The 18,698-nt window shown below is 70.3% G+C and carries 16 protein-coding genes; 9 read left to right on the top strand and 7 right to left on the bottom strand.

Features of this window, described 5'->3' with window-relative positions:
- Positions 1–4 precede the first annotated feature (4 nt).
- The 3 genes from ligD to ACTJLF_RS14730 all read right to left on the bottom strand — a co-directional run bounded on the left by ligD (position 5) and on the right by ACTJLF_RS14730 (position 4,729).
- On the bottom strand, positions 5–2,617 hold the full coding sequence (ligD, locus tag ACTJLF_RS14720) for a DNA ligase D (protein WP_440883332.1): 2,613 nt from the start codon (positions 2,615–2,617) through the stop codon (positions 5–7).
- 21 nt (positions 2,618–2,638) lie between these two features.
- Complete coding sequence (gene ku, locus ACTJLF_RS14725; protein WP_440883333.1) at positions 2,639–3,649, bottom strand: non-homologous end joining protein Ku; 1,011 nt, start codon at positions 3,647–3,649, stop codon at positions 2,639–2,641.
- Between the two features lie 72 nt (positions 3,650–3,721).
- Entirely contained in the window at positions 3,722–4,729 is a 1,008-nt protein-coding gene (locus ACTJLF_RS14730; RefSeq protein WP_440883334.1) for a succinylglutamate desuccinylase/aspartoacylase family protein, read from the bottom strand.
- 172 nt (positions 4,730–4,901) lie between these two features.
- On the opposite strand from ACTJLF_RS14730, the gene ACTJLF_RS14735 reads away from it, so the two are divergent.
- Positions 4,902–5,168, top strand: a complete 267-nt coding sequence (locus tag ACTJLF_RS14735) for a hypothetical protein (protein WP_126183953.1) — start codon at positions 4,902–4,904, stop codon at positions 5,166–5,168.
- Here ACTJLF_RS14735 and rpe read toward each other — a convergent pair.
- Positions 5,158–5,853, bottom strand: coding sequence for a ribulose-phosphate 3-epimerase (gene rpe / locus ACTJLF_RS14740; protein ID WP_019655662.1), 696 nt, complete (start codon positions 5,851–5,853; stop codon positions 5,158–5,160). The genes ACTJLF_RS14735 and rpe overlap by 11 nt on opposite strands.
- A 60-nt stretch (positions 5,854–5,913) precedes the next feature.
- Between rpe and apaG the strand changes: the two genes are divergently transcribed.
- The 5 genes from apaG to thiL all read left to right on the top strand — a co-directional run bounded on the left by apaG (position 5,914) and on the right by thiL (position 11,823).
- Positions 5,914–6,309, top strand: a complete 396-nt coding sequence (apaG, locus tag ACTJLF_RS14745; RefSeq protein WP_440883335.1) for a Co2+/Mg2+ efflux protein ApaG — start codon at positions 5,914–5,916, stop codon at positions 6,307–6,309.
- A 67-nt stretch (positions 6,310–6,376) separates the two neighbouring features.
- Positions 6,377–8,368 (top strand): site-specific recombinase, encoded by a 1,992-nt coding sequence (locus ACTJLF_RS14750; protein WP_440883336.1) that lies wholly within the window; start codon positions 6,377–6,379, stop codon positions 8,366–8,368.
- A gap of 17 nt (positions 8,369–8,385) precedes the next feature.
- Positions 8,386–9,630 (top strand): cation:proton antiporter, encoded by a 1,245-nt coding sequence (locus tag ACTJLF_RS14755; RefSeq protein ID WP_038115212.1) that lies wholly within the window; start codon positions 8,386–8,388, stop codon positions 9,628–9,630.
- A complete protein-coding gene (locus ACTJLF_RS14760; protein ID WP_019655658.1) occupies positions 9,627–10,835 on the top strand; it encodes a YbdK family carboxylate-amine ligase in 1,209 nt (402 codons plus the stop codon). The genes ACTJLF_RS14755 and ACTJLF_RS14760 overlap by 4 nt, the downstream gene beginning before the upstream one ends.
- Positions 10,836–10,866: 31 nt before the next feature.
- Entirely contained in the window at positions 10,867–11,823 is a 957-nt protein-coding gene (thiL, locus tag ACTJLF_RS14765; RefSeq protein ID WP_440883337.1) for a thiamine-phosphate kinase, read from the top strand.
- A 128-nt stretch (positions 11,824–11,951) separates the two neighbouring features.
- Here thiL and ACTJLF_RS14770 read toward each other — a convergent pair whose 3' ends face one another.
- Both ACTJLF_RS14770 and ACTJLF_RS14775 read right to left on the bottom strand, forming a co-directional pair.
- Positions 11,952–12,662, bottom strand: a complete 711-nt coding sequence (locus ACTJLF_RS14770; RefSeq protein WP_019655656.1) for a DUF3053 domain-containing protein — start codon at positions 12,660–12,662, stop codon at positions 11,952–11,954.
- 36 nt (positions 12,663–12,698) lie between these two features.
- Complete coding sequence (locus ACTJLF_RS14775; protein WP_354327496.1) at positions 12,699–13,595, bottom strand: LysR family transcriptional regulator; 897 nt, start codon at positions 13,593–13,595, stop codon at positions 12,699–12,701.
- A 97-nt stretch (positions 13,596–13,692) separates the two neighbouring features.
- Between ACTJLF_RS14775 and ACTJLF_RS14780 the strand changes: the two genes are divergently transcribed.
- Together ACTJLF_RS14780 and ACTJLF_RS14785 are read left to right on the top strand one after the other, a co-directional pair.
- Complete coding sequence (locus ACTJLF_RS14780) at positions 13,693–14,727, top strand: tripartite tricarboxylate transporter substrate binding protein (RefSeq protein WP_132802522.1); 1,035 nt, start codon at positions 13,693–13,695, stop codon at positions 14,725–14,727.
- 21 nt (positions 14,728–14,748) lie between these two features.
- On the top strand, positions 14,749–16,464 hold the full coding sequence (locus ACTJLF_RS14785; protein WP_019655653.1) for an FAD-dependent oxidoreductase: 1,716 nt from the start codon (positions 14,749–14,751) through the stop codon (positions 16,462–16,464).
- Positions 16,465–16,485: 21 nt separating this feature from the next.
- On the opposite strand, the gene ACTJLF_RS14790 is transcribed toward ACTJLF_RS14785, so the two are convergent.
- A complete protein-coding gene (locus ACTJLF_RS14790) occupies positions 16,486–17,955 on the bottom strand; it encodes an MFS transporter (protein WP_440883338.1) in 1,470 nt (489 codons plus the stop codon).
- A 204-nt stretch (positions 17,956–18,159) separates the two neighbouring features.
- Here ACTJLF_RS14790 and ACTJLF_RS14795 point away from each other — a divergent pair, with 204 nt between their 5' ends.
- The gene (locus ACTJLF_RS14795) at positions 18,160–18,687 is read left to right on the top strand and encodes a phosphatidylglycerophosphatase A family protein (protein ID WP_026346494.1); all 528 of its coding nucleotides are present in this window, start codon (positions 18,160–18,162) and stop codon (positions 18,685–18,687) included.
- Positions 18,688–18,698 lie beyond the last annotated feature (11 nt).

Genomic DNA, 18,698 nt, shown 5'->3' on the forward strand with positions numbered 1-18,698 from the left:
GCCTTCAGCCCGGCGGGTAGCCCAGCAGCTTCATCGCTGCGGTGAGGCTCTTGCGGCGGCGCTCCATACCGGCCCAGGGCTTGTTGCCGATGTCGAAGCGCTCCGCCACGTTGGCGACCGTCCATTGCGCGGGGCCGGCGAGCGAGGGCAGCTCTTCCCACTCGAGCGGCACCGACACGCCCAGCCCAGGGCGCGAGCGCGCCGACCATGCGCTCACGGTGGTCGCGCCGAAGCCGTTGCGCAGGTAGTCGACGAAGACCTTGCCCACGCGGTTGCGCGGCCCGCTCTTGGCGACGAAGCGCGCCGGGATCGTCTTCGCGAGATGCGCCACCACGGCCTGCGAGAAGCCCTTGACGGTGTCCCAGTCGTACTGCCGGCGCACCGGCACCACCACGTGCAGCCCCTTGCCGCCGCTGGTCTTCAGGAAGGCCGGCAGGCCCAGCTCGTCGAGCAGCGTGCGCACGAGCATCGCGGCCTCCTGCACCTGCGGCCACTCGACGCCTTCACCGGGGTCGAGGTCGAAGGTCATGCGGTCGGGCCTGCCGATGTCGTTCGAGGTGGCGTTCCAGGTGTGCAGCTCGATCACGTTCATCTGCGCGGCGCCGAGCAGCCCCTCCTTCCTGTCGATCTGCAGCAGCGGCTCGTGGCCGGGGTCGAGCGCGGGATCGAGCTGGTTCACGCCGGGAATCTCGCGCGCCTGCAGGTGCTTCTGGAAGAACAGTTCCCCGCCCACGCCCTCGGGCGCGCGCACCAGCGACACGGGCCGCCCGCGCAGGTGCGGCAGCATGAGCTTCGACACGCTGTCGTAGTAGGCGGCGAGCTCCCCCTTGGTGATGCCGCTGTGCTTGTCGATCACGCGGTCGGCGTGGGTGATCCTCTGGGCCATGGACTTGTTTCCTGCTCCTTCGTTGCGGGTGGTGCCGGGGCTCTTGCTCCTCATGAGGGGCTTGGTCGCCTTCGCCTCGATCGCGCGCACGCGCTGCGGCTGCTCGCGCCGGATCTCGCGCGCCGGCTTGTCGCTGCGCAGGCCCTGGAAGACGGCCTGGCGCACGCGATGCTCGCGCGTCCATTCGCCGAAGGAAACCTCGGCCACCAGCGACGGCTCGACCCACTGCGCCTTCACGCCGCGCGGCACGGGCTCGAAGGGGCAGCCGTCCACGGCCATCCTGTCGAGCTTCGCCTTGACGTCGGCCAGGCGGCTCGCATCGAAGCCGGTGCCCACGTTGCCGCAGTAGCGCAGCCGGCCGCCGTCTTCGTCGTCGTACACGCCCAGCAGCAGCGCGCCGAAGCCCTCGCGCGAGCCCTTGGGCGCGGTGTAGCCGCCGATGACGAACTCCTGGCGCTGCTGGTTCTTGAGCTTGATCCAGTCGGGCGAGCGCCGCGACACGTAGGGCGAGCCCTTGCGCTTGCCGACGATGCCCTCGAAGCCGATGCGCGCGGAAGACGCGAGCAGGTCGCGCGGCGAGACCTCGAAGGCATCGCTCAGGCGCAGCGGCGCGGGCGGCCTGCCGCCGAGCAGCGCGGCCAGCCTGCGGCGGCGCTCCTCCACCGGCAGCTCGCGCAGGTCCTCGCCGTCGATGAAGGGCGCGTCGAAGAGCCAGTAGACGATCGACGAGGTGGCGCCGCTGTCGAAGGCGTTCTGCAGCGCCTGGAAGTCGGGCGCGCCATTGGGCCCCTCGACGGTGATCTCGCCGTCGAGCCACGCCGAGCGGGTGTCGAGCCGCGAGAGCGCCTCGACGAGCCCCGGCAGCTTCGCGCTCCAGTCGTGGCCGTTGCGGGTGAAGCACCGGACCTTGCCCTTGCCGTCGATGCGCGACAGCAGGCGGTAGCCGTCGAACTTGAGCTCGTAGAGCCAGTCGTCCGGCGTGGAAGGTGGGGATGAGGCCAGCGTCGCAAGCTCGGGTTCGAGCGTGGCGGGCAGCGCGGTCTTCCCGCCTTTGCGCTGCGCCTGCACCTTCTTCGCCTTGGCGGGCGCGGTGGCGGGCTTCGCGGCCTTCGCCGTCTTCTTCGGCGCCTGCCCCACCTCGTCGACGCCCAGGCCGGTGATCACGCTCGCGGGCTCCTGCGCCACCACGTCGTACTCGTCGAGCGGGCGCGCCTCGTCGTCGCGCTCCTTGATAAGCAGCCAGGGCTCGTGCGATTCGTCGCCCTTGCCGCGCATGCGCACCAGCGTCCAGTGGCCGTGCAGCTTCTCGCCGCGCAGCTCGAACTTGAGCTTGCCGGCCGCCAGCGCCTTGCGCGCGTCGCCCTCGGGCAGCCAGTCGCCGCGGTCCCAGACGATGACGGTGCCGGCGCCGTACTGCTTCGGCGGAATGGTGCCTTCGAAGTCGGCGTACGAGATCGGATGGTCTTCCACGTGCACCGCCATGCGCTTCACGCCGGGGTCGAGGCAGGGGCCCTTGGGCACAGCCCAGCTCTTGAGCGTGCCGTCGAGCTCGAGCCTGAAGTCGTAGTGCAGATGGCTCGCATGATGCTTCTGGATGACGAAGCCCAGCGCGCCCTTGCCGCGCCGTCCGCCGGACTTCGGCTCGGGCGTGCTGGAGAAATCGCGCTTGCCGTGGTAGCGCGCAAGCGCCTTGCGGGCGGTGGAGGAGGAAGAGGACGCGTTGCGTGCCATGGCGTGCGGCGCTCCCCGGGATCAGGCGGCGCGCCGCTGGCGGGCCGATGCACTTCGCGCGGTGCTGCCGCTGCTGCTCCTTGCGGCGGTCTTTCGCTTCTTCGCCGCCGGGCGCCGGGTCCGCGGCGCTTCGGGTTCTTCCTCCTCTTCTTCATCCTCCTCTTCGGCGTCGGCGTTCCTCGCCCTGCCACCGCCACCACCGCCCTTGCGCAGGCTGCGCTTGAGCAGCTCGGTCAGGTCGATGACCTTGGCGCCGCGGCCGGTGTCCTGCGCCTCGCCTTCTTCCGGGTCGGGCCGGATCACGGTCTCGGTCTGGCCGGCCTTCACCTTCTTGTCGACCAGTCGAAGGATCTCGTCCTTGAACTCGTCGCGGAAGGCTTCGGGGTCCCAGTCGGCGCTCATGTCCTCGACCAGCTCCTTCGCCATCTCGAGCTCGCGCTCGCGCAGGCCGGCCTTCTTCACGTCTTCCGAGGGCAGCGGCAGGTCGCTCCAGGGGCGGATGTCGGCGCCCCAGCGCAGCAGGTTCAGCACGAGGCCGGGGCCGACGGGCACCAGCGCCGCGAGGTGCTGTTTGGTCTGGATGACGACGCGGGCCACGCCCACGCGGCCGGTGCGCTGCAGGGTCTCGCGCAGCAGCGCATACACCTTGGCGCCGCGATTGATCGGCGCCACGTAGTAGGGGCGCTCCAGGTACACGAAGGGAATGCCGTTGGCCGGCACGAAGCTCTCGATCTCGATGGTCTGCGTGGTCTTGGGGTAGGCGGCGGCGATCTCCTTGTCGCTGAGCACCACGTACTCGCCGCTCTCGTACTCGATGCCCTTGACGATCTGCTCGCGCGCGATCTCCTTTCCGGTCTTCTTGTTGACGCGCTTGTAGCCGACCGGGTCCATGGTCCGCTTGTCGAGCCAGTCGAAGTCGATGCCGTGGTCGACGGTGGCCGAATACAGCGCCACCGGGATGTGGACGAGGCCGAAGCTGATGGCACCCTTCCACAGGACGCGCGGCGCGGGTGCTTTCTTGGTGACGGGCATGTGCGCACTCCTTCATCCTCGAATGTGCGCCGCCCCGGCGGCAGCGCTGTAGGAGCGCGGCCCCAGGCGCCGTCAGGGCGCGCCGGTGCCGCCCAGGGGGCCCAGCTGGCGCTCGCTCGGGCGCGCGAAGTAGAACCACTCGGCGCCCGGCAGTGCCATCGCGTTGGGGAACACGATGAAGCCGTCGTCGGGGGCGCTCAGCAGCGTGCCGTCGTGCCGCATGCCGATGGGCTCGCCGCGCTGCACCTCGTCGAAGGTGGCCCAGTCGCGCACGAAGCTGTCTTCCTCGTGCAGTCGGTCGGTCACGCTGGCCAGGCGCAGCAGCCTGGGCGGCTGCGCGGGACCGCCGGAGAGCCCCTCGGGCAGTTCCGCCATGCCCAGCAGCGCCAGCGTGCGGCGGATGGCGCGCCACGCCACCTCGGGCGCCTTCGGGTCGAGATGCTGGCCGCATTCGAGCGTGACGCCGTAGCCGCCGCGGCTGCGGATGTACTCGTTGGTGCCGCGGCCGAAGTCGAGCTCGGCCTCGCTGGCCGGCGTGCCGCCCGCGCGCTGCGCGAGGCCGGCGGCGTAGATGTCGAGCCAGCCCTCCACCACGATCGGCGTGCCGATGTGCAGCGCGAGCTGGCCTTCCTCGTACGAACGGGCGAAGGGCTCCAGGGTGCCGGTGTTGTCGCGCGGGCCGATCATCGCGAAGGCCTCGCCCTCGCTCTGGAAGGAGTGCAGGTCCAGCAGGACCTCGTGGCGTTCGATGATCGGGGCCAGCGCGTTGGTCACGCGGGCTTCGTAGTCGGCCGGCGACCCGCTCGGGCGGAACATGCGGTTGAGGTTGCGCTCGCCCTCGCGCTGCAGGCGCCGCCGCGCGAGCGGGTTGGCCACCGGCACCATGGTGAGTTCGCCGCGCAAGAGCCGCAGCGAGCCCGACTCGAACTCGCCCAGCACGCGCTCGATGCCCAGGGTGCCGGAGATCTCGTCGCCATGCACGCCTCCCATCACGAGCAGCCGGGGACCGGGGTTCAGCGAGGCGAACGAATGGATGCGCAGGCTGTCGGTGGCCGCGCCGGCGAAAGGATCGGAAGACATCCGGGGATTATTGCGGAGCCCCTTGCCCGCAGGCAAAAGCGCTATGCGTTCGATAGCAGAAAGCCACGGCCCGCAAAGGCCGAGGCGAGGCCTACAGGGAGTGCCTCGCCCGTCCTACCGGGCAGGCCGGGGCGGCGGCGCAGGCTCGGTGGCTGTCAAAAGGAGTCCATGCATGAACAGCAAGAGCAACGCCGGCAAGGCGCAGCCCACCGACCCGCTGAAGGATGCCGGCGGCGGCGACACCAAGGTGGAGCAAGGCGGCGAATCGTCGCCGCGCCTGCCGCACGAGCGCGACCAGTCGTCCGACAGCCAGCAGACGCGGGAGGGCCGTCCGCCCGAGGTGGGCCGCAAGGCCCATGACGACGTGGAGCGCGGCTTGGTCGACACCGACCGCGGCCCGGTGACGGACCGCGTCTACAACGACAAGGTCAGGCGCTGACGACGCCGGCGAGCTGCCTGCGCATCTCGGAGATCACGGCGCCGTAGTCCTTGGCGTTGAAGATCGCGCTGCCGGCCACGAAGGTGTCGGCGCCCGCCGCGGCCACGCGCGCGATGTTGTCGGCCTTGATGCCGCCGTCCACCTCCAGGCGGATGTCGCGCCCGCTCTGCTCGATGCGCTTGCGCGCCTGCTCGATCTTGCGCAGGGCCGAGTCGATGAAGCTCTGGCCGCCGAAGCCGGGGTTGACGCTCATGATCAGGACGAGGTCGATGTCGTCGATCGCCCAGTCCAGCGCCTCCAGGCCCAGCCCGGGGTTGAACACCAGCCCGGCCTTGCAGCCGGCCGCCTTGATGGCCTGGATGCTGCGGTGCGTGTGGGGCGAGGCGTCGGGGTGGAAGCTGATGTAGTCGGCGCCCGCTTGCGCGAAAGAGGCCGCCAGTGCATCGACCGGCTGGATCATGAGGTGCACGTCGATCGGCACCGGCGTGCCGTCCGCCGTCTTGGCGTAGGGCTTGAGCGCCTGGCAGATCATCGGGCCGAAGGTCAGGTTCGGCACGTAGTGGTTGTCCATCACGTCGAAGTGGATCCAGTCGGCACCGGCCGCGATCACGTCGGTCAGTTCTTTGCCGAGGTGCGCGAAGTCGGCGGACAGGATGGAGGGCGCGATGCGGAACGGGGTGCTCATAACCCTCGATTCTCGCAGCCGGCGCAAGCCCGACCAAAGGCCTCCGTTACCATCCGCCCCATGTCACACAGTCCCTTCAGCGTCCAGGTCGAACCGCGCTACCTGGCCGACCAGTCCTCGGCCAAGGACAACATCTACACCTTCTCGTACACGGTCACCGTCACGAACACGGGTCCGGTGTCGGCCCAGCTGATCGCGCGCCACTGGCTGATCAACGACGCCTCGGGGCATTCGCAGGAGGTCAAGGGACTGGGCGTGATCGGCCAGCAGCCGCTGCTGGCGCCCGGCGAGACCTTCCGCTACACCAGCGGCTGCCGCCTGCAGGCCTCGAGCGGCACGATGCACGGCAGCTACTTCGTGGTGACGGAGGAAGGCGACCGCTTCGACGTGCCCATTCCGATGTTCGTGCTCGAGGCAGACATAGGCGGAGCACCGGTCTCCCGCGTCCTGCACTGATTTCCCCATGCGCTGATGCCCTGAGCACGGCGCGCCCGCTTTCTCCCTTTCTCCCCCGCCCCCCGACATGGCTGCCGCATCGCGCGACTTGCAGGGGCTGCTTGCCGGCCTCGATCCCTCGGCCGATGTGGCGCAGCGCCACATCTGGCTCATCGACATCTTCGACTGGGTGCGCGGCGACCGCGCCTCGCCACAGGCGGCCATCGGCCGCGTCCAGCTGCTGCTTGACGCCGTCGAGGCGCGGCCCGAGCTGCGCGAGCGGCTGCGCGCCTGGTGGCGCGTCTTCACGCAGACGGTCGACCTGACGACGCTGCTGGCCGACTACGGCTTCGCACCGCGCACCGCCTTCGCGAGCGAGCTGACGGAGAGGCTGCGCCGCAAGATCCTGCCCGGCACGCCCGAGACCACCGACGCCTCCGACCTGTTTCGCATGGTGCTGCCGGGCGTCTTCGACGCGGGCTGGATCGCGCTGCTCGACGAGACGCAGCTCGCCCGCATCGGCGCCCTGCTGGCCGGCGCCGCCCCCGACACCGACGGCGCGCCGCGCTGGCGCCACACGGTGATCGACGCCGTCACCTACTGCGCGAGCCAGGTGGTGGCGGCAGGCTTCTCGCCCGAGCTGCGCCTGCGCATGAGCGCCGACGCGGTCGGCAGCGCGCGCCCCTTCCACGCGCTGATGGCCGACCTGGACGAACTGCGCGAGCAGATGTTCGACCGCCCCGGCCAGCCGCGCGACGAGGAGGCGCTGCAGGCCGCCTTCATCGCCTTCCGCGACAGGCTGGACGCCTGCCGCGCGGCCGCCGCCTCGGTCTACACCCACCTGGAGGACAACGGCATCTCGGTGGGCCTGGTGTTCCGGCTGCGCCAGCTGCGCGAGCGGGTGCTGCGCATCCGCGAGCTGCTCGACTGCCTGATGGCGCCCAACCCCGGGCCCAGCGTGGCGCGGCTGGTGGGCCGGCTGGTGCTGGCCGGCGGCGAGCGCAACAGCATCCGGGCGCTGATCGCCTCCAATTCGTCGATGCTGGCCGCCAAGGTGACCGAGCGCAGCGCCGAGACCGGCGAGCACTACATCACCCGCGACCGCGCCAGCTACGTGCAGATGGTGAAGAAGGCGGCCGGCGGCGGGGCCTTCACCTCCCTCACGGTGCTGATGAAGTTCGGCATCTACGCGCTGGGCCTGTCGGCCTTCTGGAGCGGGCTGAGCGCGGGCCTGATGTATGCGGCCAGCTTCGTCGCGATCCAGCTGCTGCACCTGACGCTGGCCACCAAGCAGCCCGCGATGACGGCGCCGGCCCTGGCGGCCCGGCTGCGCGACATCAGGTCGGACGCGGGGGTGGACGATTTCGTCGACGAGGTCGCCAACCTGGTGCGCTCCCAGGTGGCGGCCGTGCTGGGCAACGTGCTGGTGGTGGTGCCGGCGACGGCGGCCGTCGCGCTGCTGATCCAGTTCGCGCTGGACCGGCCGCTGCTGGACGCGGCGCATGCGGCTGCCACCCTCAAATCGCTCTCGCTGGCCGGGCCGACCGCTCTTTTTGCGGCAATCACCGGCATCCTGCTGTTTTCGGCCAGCATCGTCGCCGGCTGGACAGAAAACGCCTTTGTCCTGCATCGGATCGACTCTGCAATGCGTTACAACCCCCGCATCGGCGCTTTTCTCGGCGCCGCACGGGCTCGCCGCTGGGCCGACTTCATGCGCAAGAACATTTCAGGCTTCGCCTCCAACATCTCGCTGGGACTCATGCTCGGGCTGCTGCCCGCGGTCGCGGGTTTCTTCGGGCTCGGGCTGGATGTGCGGCACGTGACACTGTCGGCCGGACAGATCGCCGCCGCGGCGGCGTCCACCGGCCTGGCCGTGTTGCAGCAACCTGCGCTGTGGTGGGCGGTGGCGGCGATCCCGGTGATCGGCGCGCTCAATGTGAGCGTGAGTTTCTATTTCGCTTTCCGCCTGGCGCTGCGAGCGCACAGCGTGAGCCTGGACGACCGCGCACGCATCCGCAGCGCGATCTGGGCCCGCTGGCGCAGCCGGCCGGCGAGCTTTTTCCTGCCTGGACGAATTTGACGAGCTTACTCAACGATATGCTGGGTTTCTGGTCCGAGTGGGTGCGCCCCTCGGCCGGCCTGCCCACCGTGCTGTGGTCGCTGCTGCTGGCGGCCGCGGCGGCCTCCGGCCACCTCGTGCAACGCTACCTCGGGCTACCCAAGGTGATCGGCTACTCGCTGGTCGGCGCGGTGGTGGGTTTCGCGGGCTTCGAGGGCGCGATCTGGCCGCTGCGCGGCATCAGCCTCTTCCTGCTCGAACTCGCCGCGGCCGTTGTGCTGTTCGAGGCGGGCGGGCGCCTGCCGCTGCGCTGGTTCCGCCACAACCCGATGGTGCTGGTGCAGAGCCTGCTCGAAGCCACGCTGACCTACTTCGGCGTGTACTGGGTGCTCACGCTGCTGGGCCTGCCCGAGCCCGTGGCCAACCCGATCGCGCTGATGGCCATCGTCGCCTCGCCGGCGGTGCTCAGCCGCGTGATCATCGACACGCGCGGTGCCGGCCCGGTGACCGAGCGCGCGATGACGCTGGCCACGCTCAACACCTTCTATGCGCTGGCCCTGGGCTACGCGCAGGCCGGCCTGATCGAGCGCGCGCCGCAGACCCTGCTGCAGAAGCTCTACCCGGTGGCGGTGGTGCTGGGCCTGTCGTTCGTGGTGGGCGCGATCATGGCGCTGGCGCTGCGCTCGGCGCTGCGGGTGATGAGCCCGACGAGCGAGAACACCTCGATCCTGCTGCTGGCGATCATCGCGGCGGGCGCGGCGCTCACCGCGCACATCGGCGGCTCGGCGCCGCTCGCGGCTCTGATCGGCGGCGTGCTGCTCAAGACGCTGAATCCCAAGCCCTGGGCCTGGCAGCGGCAGCTGGGCACGGCCGCCTCGCTGCTGACCATGCTGATGTTCGTGCTGGTGTCCATCGTGGCCGCGCAGGCCGACTGGACGCTGCCGGTGGCCAGCGTGGTGCTGGCCGTGATCGCCGTGCGGCTGCTGACCAAGATCGCCGGCGTGGCTGTGGCCAACCCCGGCAGCGGCGCGAGCTGGAAGCAGGCCTTCTGGGTCGGGTGCGCGATGTCGCCGCTGTCGTCGATCGCCTTGCTCATCGCATCGAATTTCGCCACCGCCTCGCCGCTGCTGGGCACGATGATCACCCAGGTGGCCCTGCCCTCGATCCTGCTGATGGAGGTGGTGGGCGCGGTGCTCGCCACCGTGGCGATCCACGCGGTGGGAGAGAGCTCGGTACCCTGGGCGCCACGGGCCTTCAGCATCACGGAGGACACGCAGCGATGAGCACCACCGCAGCCACCCCCATCGATCCGGACAGCGACGACGTGCGCTCCGCACCGCTGCCTGCCGACCCGGCCAGCCGCGCGGTCAAGCTCGAGCCCTTCAACAAGTCGGAGGCGCTGTCGCTGGGCGTGGAGCTCGAGCTGCAGCTCGTGAACACGCACGACTACGACCTCGCCCCCTACGCCGAGGACATGCTGCGCCTGATGGCCCAGACCCCGCTGCCCGGCAGCGTGGTGCCCGAGATGACCTCGAGCATGATCGAGATCTCGACCGACATCTGCCACTCGGCGCAGGACGTGATCACGCAGCTCTCGCCCATCCGCGAGGCGCTGATCCGCAATGCCGACAAGCTCAATATCGCGGTGGTGGGCGGCGGCACGCATGCCTTCCAGCAGTGGCACGAGCGGCGCATCTACGACAAGCCGCGTTTTCGCGAGCTGTCGGAGCTGTACGGCTACCTGAGCAAGCAGTTCACCATCTTCGGCCAGCACGTGCACATCGGCTGCCCCGATGCCGACGCGGCGCTGCTGATGCTGCACCGCATGTCGCGCTACATCCCGCACTTCATCGCGCTGTCGGCGTCCTCGCCGTTCGTGCAGGGGCAGGACACGCAGTTCGACTCGGCGCGGCTGAACTCGGTGTTCGCCTTTCCGCTGTCGGGCCGCGCGCCCTTCACGCTGAGCTGGAAGGAGTTCGAAGCCTACTTCGAACGCATGACCCGCACCGGCGTCGTGCGCAGCATGAAGGACTTCTACTGGGACATCCGCCCCAAGCCCGAGTTCGGCACCATCGAGATCCGCGTGTTCGACACGCCGCTGACGGTGGAGCGCGCCGCCGCGCTCGCCGGCTACGTGCAGTCGCTGGCCGCATGGTTCCTGCAGGAGCAGCCCTTCGAGCCGACGGAAGACGACTACCTCGTCTACACCTACAACCGCTTCCAGGCCTGCCGCTTCGGCCTCGACGCGGTGTACGTCGACCCCGCCACCGGCCAGCACATGCCGCTGCGCGACCACATCCTGATGACCATGACCCAGCTCGAATGGCACAGCGAGGCGCTCAACGCCACGAAGGCGCTGGGCGAGCTGCGCACCAGCGTGGAAGCCAACCGCAACGACGCACGCTGGCTGCGCGAGAAGCAGGGCAAGGAGCGGCTGCTGGCGGAGGTGGTACGGCAGGCGGCGCTGAGGTTCCGGGGGCAGGCCTGAGCCGCGCCGCAGCGCTTATGCTCTCACCCCCATGGGTGAATTCGACCTGATCGCACGCTACTTCAAGCGCCCCGCCGCGCGCTCGCCGCTGGGTGTGGGCGACGACTGCGCATTGCTCGCGCCGGCTGCCGGCATGCAGCTGGCCGTCTCCTCCGACATGCTGGTCGAGGGCCGGCATTTTCTTTCCACCGTCGATCCGGCGCGGCTGGGCCACAAGGCGCTGGCGGTGAACCTCAGCGACCTGGCGGCCTGCGGCGCGAAGCCGCTGGCCTTCACGCTCGCGCTGGCGCTGCCGGGCGTGGACGATCCCTGGCTCGAAGGCTTCTCGCGCGGGCTGCTCGCGCTGGCCGATGCGCACGGCTGCGAGCTTGTGGGCGGCGACACCACGCGCGGCCCGCTCAACATCTGCATCACGGTGTTCGGGGAAGTGCCGGCGGGCGCCGCGCTGCTGCGCTCGGGCGCGCGCGCGGGCGACGACATCTGGGTGAGCGGGACGGTGGGTGACGCGCGGCTGGCGCTCGAGATGTTCCGCGGCTCGATCTCGCTGCGCGCCGAGGCCTTCGAGTCGGCGCGCGAACGCATGGAACAGCCCACGCCGCGCGTGGCGCTCGGGCAGGCCCTGCGCGGCATCGCCACCTCGGCGGTGGACGTGAGCGACGGGCTGATCGGCGACCTGGGCCACATCCTCGCATCGAGCGGCGTGGGCGCCACGCTCGACGCCGATGCGACCACTGCGCTGATCTCGGTCGACACCGGCAACCTGGGCCGCGAAGTGCTGCGCACCTGCGCGCTTTCGGGCGGAGACGACTACGAGCTGGTGTTCACCGCGCCCGCTTCGGCACGCGAGGCCGTCATGCAGGCCGGCCTGGGCAGCGCCACGCGCGTCACGCGCATCGGCCGCATCGAGGCCGATGCGGGCCTGCGCATCGTAGACACGGCCGGCGCGACGGTGTCGCAGCGCTTCGGCTCGTTCGACCATTTCATCTAGTTTTCCTTCGGCGCCGCTTTCCCGGGAAGCACCGGGAAGCACCGAGGAGCCGGCGTTGCCGGCCTCTGGTGTTGCCTCCGAAGGGGTTGGCCCGCGCGACACGAAGTGCGCGCAGCCTGGGGGAGAGCCTATCCCCCTCGCACCACCGCCTGCATCTTCTGCTGCGCCGCATTGATGGCGGCCGACTGGCCGTTCAACTGCTGCAGCATCTTGTTGAGCTCGGCCTGGACCGCCGGGTCGGTCACGGCGACGCTGCTGCCGCTGATCTGGATCTTCGACTTGTTCTTCTCGATGAAGTCGCCGATGGCCAGTGCACTGTCGAACACGTTGTCGAGCGCGGGGAACACCTCCTTGAAGGTGGCCGAGGGCGTGGTCACCGTCTTCTCATAGGCCTTGTCGTAGACCTGCTTGAGGTCGTCGGGCTGCTTGAGCTGCGCGTGCGCGGCGTCGGCCTTGGCGGACTGCTGGTCGAGCGCGGTGCGAAGGCCGCCGAGGCCTTCCTTCGCTGCCTTGAGGTCGTCGCGGCGCGCGGGCAGGTCGGCGATGGAGCGCAGCGCGCCCTTGGCCATGATCTGCGTCATGGGCTGGCTCACGGACTTGTTCATGCCCTCGTTGAAATCGGTGATCACCGCGTAGTGCTGCGCATAGTCGCCGAACGAGGCTTTTTCTTCCGGCGTGGGCACCGGCACGCGCAGGCCGGGCTTGTCGAGCACGCGGGTCTGCAGGAAGGAGATGAAGGCCTTGCGCTGCTCGGCCTCCTTGTTGCCGCAGGCCACCAGCGCGAGGCTGAAGGCGACGAGGAGCGACATGGCCCCGAGACGTTGAATGAAAGTTCTCATGGGCCGAGCCCCCTCTGTGTTGTTGTTCCTGAAAAATTATAGGGAGCGCTTCAGCGCCTCCACGAAGGCTCGCGCGGCGGCCGAGAGCGAGTGACCGCGCTTGGTGACGATGGAGATGTCGCGCGCCACGCGCGGCGAGCTGAGCACCTTGATGACCAGCGACGGATCGGCCTCGGCGCGCGCGAAGGCCGAGGGCATGATCGACGCGCCCATGCCGGCTCCCGTCATCCAGATGGCGGTGGAGAGGAACGACACCTCGTTGACCACGTCGAGCGCCACGCCCGCCTCGGCGGCAGTGCCGTCGATGAGCGGCCGCACGCCGTAGCCCGGGCGCACGGTGATGAGGGGGTGGCCCGCCAGGTCGCTCCAGCGCACCACGCGGGACTTGGCCAGCGGGTGGTCTTCGCGGCAGACCAGGGCGAGATGGTCGCGCATGAGGCGCTGCACCTCGACCTCGGCGCCGGGCCGCTCCGGCGTGCCGATGCCGAAGTCCACGTGCTCGCCGATGATGCGCGAGACGAACTGGTCGGGCGCGCAGTCGTTCACCAGCACGCGCACGCCGGGGTGCTGCTCGTTGAAGGCGCGCATCGCATCGGGCAGCAGGAAGGCCGCGAGCGTGGGCGTGATGGCGAGCGTGACGCGGCCGCGCTCGAGCGCGGCGAGTTCGCGGAAGTCGTTCGACAGCGAATCCACGTCGCGCAGGATGCGCTCGACCGTCACCATCATCTGCTCGGCCGCCGCCGTGGCCTTGAGCGAACGCGTGGTGCGGTCGAACAGTCGCGTGTCCAGCCCCTCCTCGAGCTGGCGGATCAGCATGCTCACCGCCGACTGCGTGACGAACAGCCGCTGCGCCGCCGCGCTGAGCTTCTTCAGCTGGTAGACGGCGAGGAACGCGCGCAGCTGGCGAATCGTAGGACTGAAGTTCGCATTCATCAGCAAACATGATATTTCATTAGAAATTTCTTGATTTACGAATGAATCCGCCCATCGTTCAATCGTCCGAAAGACGCATCACATTCAAGGAGACCCGATGCCCGCTGCACCTCTTGCACCCGGGAAGAGCGCGCTTCGCCGACGGCTGCTGCTGCTCACCGCGGCGGGCGCGGCGCTGACCGGCGGCAGGAGCTTCGCGCAGGCGCTCGCGTCGCCGCCGCAGCCCGGGGGCGACTTCCCGAACAAGCCGATCCGCCTCGTCGTGACCTTTCCTCCGGGCGGCAGCGCCGACGCGGTGATGCGCCTGCTGGTACCGCGCCTCAACGACAAGCTGGGCCAGCCGGTGGTGATCGACAACAAGCCGGGCGCGGGCGGCAACGTCGGGCTCTCGCTGGTGGCGAAGGCGCCGGCCGACGGCTACACGCTGGGCCTGGGCGCCGCGGGCGCGCTGACGGCCAACGTGAGCCTCTATGCGCAGATGCCCTTCGATCCGGTGAAGGACTTCAAGCCCGTGGGCATGGTCGCGGCCACGCCCTTCGTGATCGTGGGGCATCCGTCGATCGCGGCGCGCACGCAGCGCGAGCTGATCGCGCTGGCGAAGGCGAGCCCCGGCACGCTGTCGATCGGCCATGGTGGCAACGGCACGGCCATGCACCTGTCGGCCGCGCTCTTCGCGCAGATGGCCGACGTGAAGCTGGTGGAGGTGCCCTATCGCGGCTCGGGGCCGGCAGCGCTCGATGCCATTGCGGGGCAGATTCCGCTCGCGCTGGTCGACCTGCCCGCATCGCTGCAGCAGATCAGGGCCGGCAAGCTCGTCGCCTTCGCGGTGACGAGCGCGCAGCGCGTGCCGATGCTGCCCGAGGTGCCCACGGTGGCCGAGGCCGGGCTCGCGGGCTACGACTCCACCGGCTGGTTCGGCGTGGTGGCGCCCACCGGCACGCCCGCGCCGGTCGTCGCGCGGCTCAACGCCGAGATCGATGCCGCGCTCGGCGACGAGCAGATCAAGGCCTCCATCCGCAACCTCGGTGCCGAGCCCGCACCGACCTCGCCCGCGGCCTTCGAGGCCTACATCCAGTCGGAAACGAAGAAGTGGGCGAAGGTGATCCAGACCGCCCGCATCCGGCTCGACTGACGACGACGCCACCGCCAGAGCATGACCGACCACAACCACACCTCCGCACTCGAGGCCGACGTGATGATCGTCGGCGCCGGCCCCGTGGGCCTGACCCTGGCCATGGACCTCGCCTCGCGCGGCGTCTCGGTCGTGATCTGCGAGACGCGCCGCTTCGCCGAGCCGCCGAACGTGAAGTGCAACCACGTGGCTTCGCGCACCATGGAGCAGTTCCGCCGCCTCGGCGTGGCGCAGAAGCTGCGTGACGCGGGCCTGCCGCCCGACTACCCGAACGACGTGGCGTTCCGCACCACCGTCACCGGCACCGAACTCACGCGCATCCCGATCCCGTGCCGGCGCGACCGCTACACCGAGACCGAAGGCCCCGACGCATGGTGGCCCACGCCCGAGCCGCCGCACCGCATCAACCAGATGTACCTGGAGCCGATCCTGCTGAAGCACACGGCCGCGCTGCCGGGCGTGCAGTTGCTCAACCGAACGCAGTTCGCAGGCTTCACGCAGGACGACGCCGGCGTGACCGCGATCGCCACCGACATGGACAGCGGCGTCACGCGCAGCATCCGCTGCCGCTACATGGTGGGCTGCGACGGCGGCTCGTCGGCCGTGCGCAAGCAGATCGGCGCGAAGCTCGAAGGCATGGCGGTGATCCAGCGCGTGCAGTCGACCTTCATCCGCGCGCCGGGGCTGCGCGCGCTCATCCCCGGCAAGCCGGCGTGGTCGTACTACGCGATGAACCCGCGCCGCTGCGGCACGATGTTCGCCATCGACGGGCACGAGACCTGGCTGGTGCACAACCACCTGAACGCGGAGGAGCCGGAGTTCGATTCGGTGGACCGCGACCAGTCGCTGCGCAACATCCTCGGCGTGGGCCCCGACTTCGAGTACGAGATCATCAGCAAGGAAGACTGGATCGGCCGCCGCCTCGTGGCCAACCGCTTCCGCGAGGGCCGCGTGTTCCTCGCGGGCGACGCGGCGCACCTGTGGGTGCCCTACGCGGGCTACGGCATGAATGCGGGCATCGCCGACGCGCTCAACCTCTCGTGGCTGCTGGGCGCTGTCGTGCAGGGCTGGGGCGACGAGGCCATGCTCGACGCCTACGAGGCCGAGCGCCTGCCGATCACCGAGCAGGTGTCGAACTTCGCGATGAACCATGCACAGAAGATGATCCGCGCGCGACGCGCGGTGCCGCAGAACATCGAGGAGCCCGGCTCCGCAGGCGACGCGCTGCGCGCCGAGGTCGGCCACGAGGCCTACGAGCTCAACGTGCAGCAGTTCTGCTGCGGCGGCCTGAACTTCGGCTACTTCTACAGCGGCTCGCCGATCATCGTGGCGGACGGCGAGCACACGGCACCGCCCTACTCCATGGGCGAGTTCACGCCCTCCACCGTGCCCGGCTGCCGCGCGCCGCATTTCTGGCTGGCCGACGGCCGCTCGCTCTACGACGCCTTCGGCCCCGGCTACACCATGCTGCGCTTCGACCGCAGCGTGGACGTGCGTCCGCTCGAACGTGCCGCGGCCGCCTACGACATGCCGCTCACCGTGCTCGACATCGAGACGGAGGACGTGCCCAAGGCCTACACGCACCGGCTCGTGCTCTGCCGCGCCGACCAGCACGTGGCCTGGCGCGGCGCGCACCTGCCGGCCGAGGTCTACGACCTGGTGGGCACGCTGCGCGGCGAGGGCCAGCGCGTCCGGGCGCGCCGCAAGGCGCTGGCGTGGGAAGGCGTGGTGGCCTGAACCTCCCGCAGCCTTGCCAGCTCACCAGCCGCGCCGCGCGACCACGCGGTACGCGAGCCACGCCGCTGCAGCGGGCGCGAACGCGAAGCCCGCGAACAGCCACACGGCCGCCGACTTCGCGCCGTCCACGCCGCCCGGCACGCTGAGCCCCGCCGCATTCGCCACCAGCCCCGCCACCGCCGCGCCCACGGCCATGCCGTAGAGCTGCACGGTGGTGATCGAGGCCGAGGCCAGGCCCTGCTCGCCCTTCGGCGCCAGCGACATCACGCGCGTGATCAGGTGCGGCCAGCCGATGCCCACGCCGAGCCCCACGGCCGCCAGCGCGATGGCGATCAGCACGGTCTGGGCGCCTGCGTCGACCGCGCCCGGCGAAGGCAGCAGCCACGCGAGCGCGAGCAGCCCCAGCGTGCAGGCCACCGGGCCCATGCGCAGCATGCGGTCGGCGCCCGCGCCGCTTCGGCCCGACGACAGCAGCGAGCCCGCGCTCCAGCCGCCCGCCATCGCGGCCGTGAGATAGCCCGCCGCCAGCGGCGAATGGCCGTGCAGCAGCTGCAGGAAGTACGGCACGAAGATCTCGGTGGTGCTGCCGATCAGCAGCAGCGCCACGCTGGCGTAGATGGCACCCAGCGGCGCGCTCACCGCATAGGCGCCGCGCGGCAGCACGCGCACCGTGGCGCGGCCGTCGATGCGGGTGGCGACGAAACCGATGGCCAGCCCCGCCGCCACGCCAGCGGCCTGCCAGCGCAGGTCGGGCACGAGGCCGCTGGCCGCGATGGCGAGCACCGAGGCCGCGAGCAGGCCGATCTGCAATGCCGGCACGCGCGGTGGCGCGGCAGGCCGCTCGTGCCTCACGCCCATCGAGGGCCGCAGCTGCACGAGCACCAGCAGCGCCTGCGCCGCCGCCACCGGCAGCAGGAACCAGAAGGCCCAGCGCCAGTGCCCCGCCTGCGCGAAGAGCCCGCCCACGGCCGGCCCGCACAGCGTGGCCACGCCCCACATGCCCGACACCAGCGCCACCGCGCGCGGCCACAGCCGCTGTTCGAACACCAGCTGGATCAGCCCGTAGCTCAGCGCCGCGAGCAGCCCGCCGCCCAGCCCCTGCACCGTGCGGCCCGCCAGCATCCACGGCATGGCCGGCGCGAGCGCACAGCCGACCGAGCCGGCGCTGAACACCGCCAGCGCCGCCAGGCAGGCGCCGCGCGGGCCGAGCACCGCGAGCAGCCGCACCGACAGCGTGGCGCCGAGGATCGAGCCGATCACGAAGAGCGTGGTGCTCCAGGCGTACCAGTCGAGCCCGCCGATCTCGCGCACCACCGAGGGCAGCACGGTGGTCACGATGTGCACGTTGACCGCGTGCAGCGCGACGCCGCCCGTGAGCGCCAGCGCGCGCCAGCCGTTGCGGCCGCTGAAGAGTTCGCCCCAGGCGGCGGTGGAAGTCGGCGGATGCAGGGCTGTGGAGGAAGAGGAAGGGGAGGAAGACGCGGAAGCCATGGGACGCGGCGGGCCGGAAGGCACGAAGAAGCGGAACGAGCCCGGATACTAGGCGTGATAGACCAATTAAACAAGCTATTGCTTTGATAAATAAACGTCGTCGCGCCGGCCCTACCCCGGATGCGCGACACTCCCTCCCCGATGCAAGCCGCTTCCCCCCATACTTCCTCTTCGTCTTCCTCGTCCACCACGACTTCCGGCGCCATGCCCCGCCCCCCGATGCGCCGCGCCACGCTGCGCTTCCTGCTGTCCCACCCCGCGCATTTCATCGCGCTGGGCTTCGGCTCGGGCATCTCGCGCATCGCGCCCGGCACGGTGGGCACGCTCTGGGCCTGGGTCGCGTTCTCGGTGATGCAGCTGTGGTTCACGCCGGCCGCCATCGGCTGGATCATCGCGGCCTCGCTGCCGATCGGCTGGTGGGCCTGCACCGTGACCGCGCGCGACATGAACGTGGCCGACCCCAGCCCCGTGGTGTGGGACGAAGTGGTCGCCTTCTGGATCGTGCTGTGGCTGGTCACGCCGGCGGGCCTGCTCGCGCAGACCGTCGCCTTCGCGCTATTCCGCTTCTTCGATGCCGCCAAGCCGGGCCCGGTGGCCTGGGCCGATTCGCTCTTCAAGCAGCGCGACTCGACGGAGGTGGGCTGGTGGCGCGCAGGCTTCGGCATCATCCTCGACGACCTGGTGGCGGCCTTCTGCACGCTGCTGGTCATCGCGCTGTGGCGCGCGTGGTGAACGCGATGATT

Origin of the sequence: Variovorax sp. 22077, from assembly GCF_052044195.1 — a bacterium.
GTDB classification, from domain to species: domain Bacteria; phylum Pseudomonadota; class Gammaproteobacteria; order Burkholderiales; family Burkholderiaceae_C; genus Variovorax; species Variovorax atrisoli.

Excerpts from the sequence above, each read along its gene's own strand:
- ku (WP_440883333.1), bottom strand. The coding sequence starts at position 3,649 with ATGCCCGTCACCAAGAAAGCACCCGCGCCGCGCGTCCTGTGGAAGGGT.
- ACTJLF_RS14795 (WP_026346494.1), top strand. The coding sequence starts at position 18,160 with ATGCCCCGCCCCCCGATGCGCCGCGCCACGCTGCGCTTCCTGCTGTCC.
- ACTJLF_RS14750 (WP_440883336.1), top strand. The coding sequence starts at position 6,377 with ATGGCTGCCGCATCGCGCGACTTGCAGGGGCTGCTTGCCGGCCTCGAT.
- ACTJLF_RS14770 (WP_019655656.1), bottom strand. The coding sequence starts at position 12,662 with ATGAGAACTTTCATTCAACGTCTCGGGGCCATGTCGCTCCTCGTCGCC.
- ACTJLF_RS14790 (WP_440883338.1), bottom strand. The coding sequence starts at position 17,955 with ATGGCTTCCGCGTCTTCCTCCCCTTCCTCTTCCTCCACAGCCCTGCAT.
- thiL (WP_440883337.1), top strand. The coding sequence starts at position 10,867 with ATGGGTGAATTCGACCTGATCGCACGCTACTTCAAGCGCCCCGCCGCG.
- ACTJLF_RS14760 (WP_019655658.1), top strand. The coding sequence starts at position 9,627 with ATGAGCACCACCGCAGCCACCCCCATCGATCCGGACAGCGACGACGTG.
- ACTJLF_RS14785 (WP_019655653.1), top strand. The coding sequence starts at position 14,749 with ATGACCGACCACAACCACACCTCCGCACTCGAGGCCGACGTGATGATC.
- apaG (WP_440883335.1), top strand. The coding sequence starts at position 5,914 with ATGTCACACAGTCCCTTCAGCGTCCAGGTCGAACCGCGCTACCTGGCC.
- ligD (WP_440883332.1), bottom strand. The coding sequence starts at position 2,617 with ATGGCACGCAACGCGTCCTCTTCCTCCTCCACCGCCCGCAAGGCGCTT.
- ACTJLF_RS14730 (WP_440883334.1), bottom strand. The coding sequence starts at position 4,729 with ATGTCTTCCGATCCTTTCGCCGGCGCGGCCACCGACAGCCTGCGCATC.
- ACTJLF_RS14755 (WP_038115212.1), top strand. The coding sequence starts at position 8,386 with ATGCTGGGTTTCTGGTCCGAGTGGGTGCGCCCCTCGGCCGGCCTGCCC.
- rpe (WP_019655662.1), bottom strand. The coding sequence starts at position 5,853 with ATGAGCACCCCGTTCCGCATCGCGCCCTCCATCCTGTCCGCCGACTTC.
- ACTJLF_RS14735 (WP_126183953.1), top strand. The coding sequence starts at position 4,902 with ATGAACAGCAAGAGCAACGCCGGCAAGGCGCAGCCCACCGACCCGCTG.
- ACTJLF_RS14775 (WP_354327496.1), bottom strand. The coding sequence starts at position 13,595 with ATGAATGCGAACTTCAGTCCTACGATTCGCCAGCTGCGCGCGTTCCTC.
- ACTJLF_RS14780 (WP_132802522.1), top strand. The coding sequence starts at position 13,693 with ATGCCCGCTGCACCTCTTGCACCCGGGAAGAGCGCGCTTCGCCGACGG.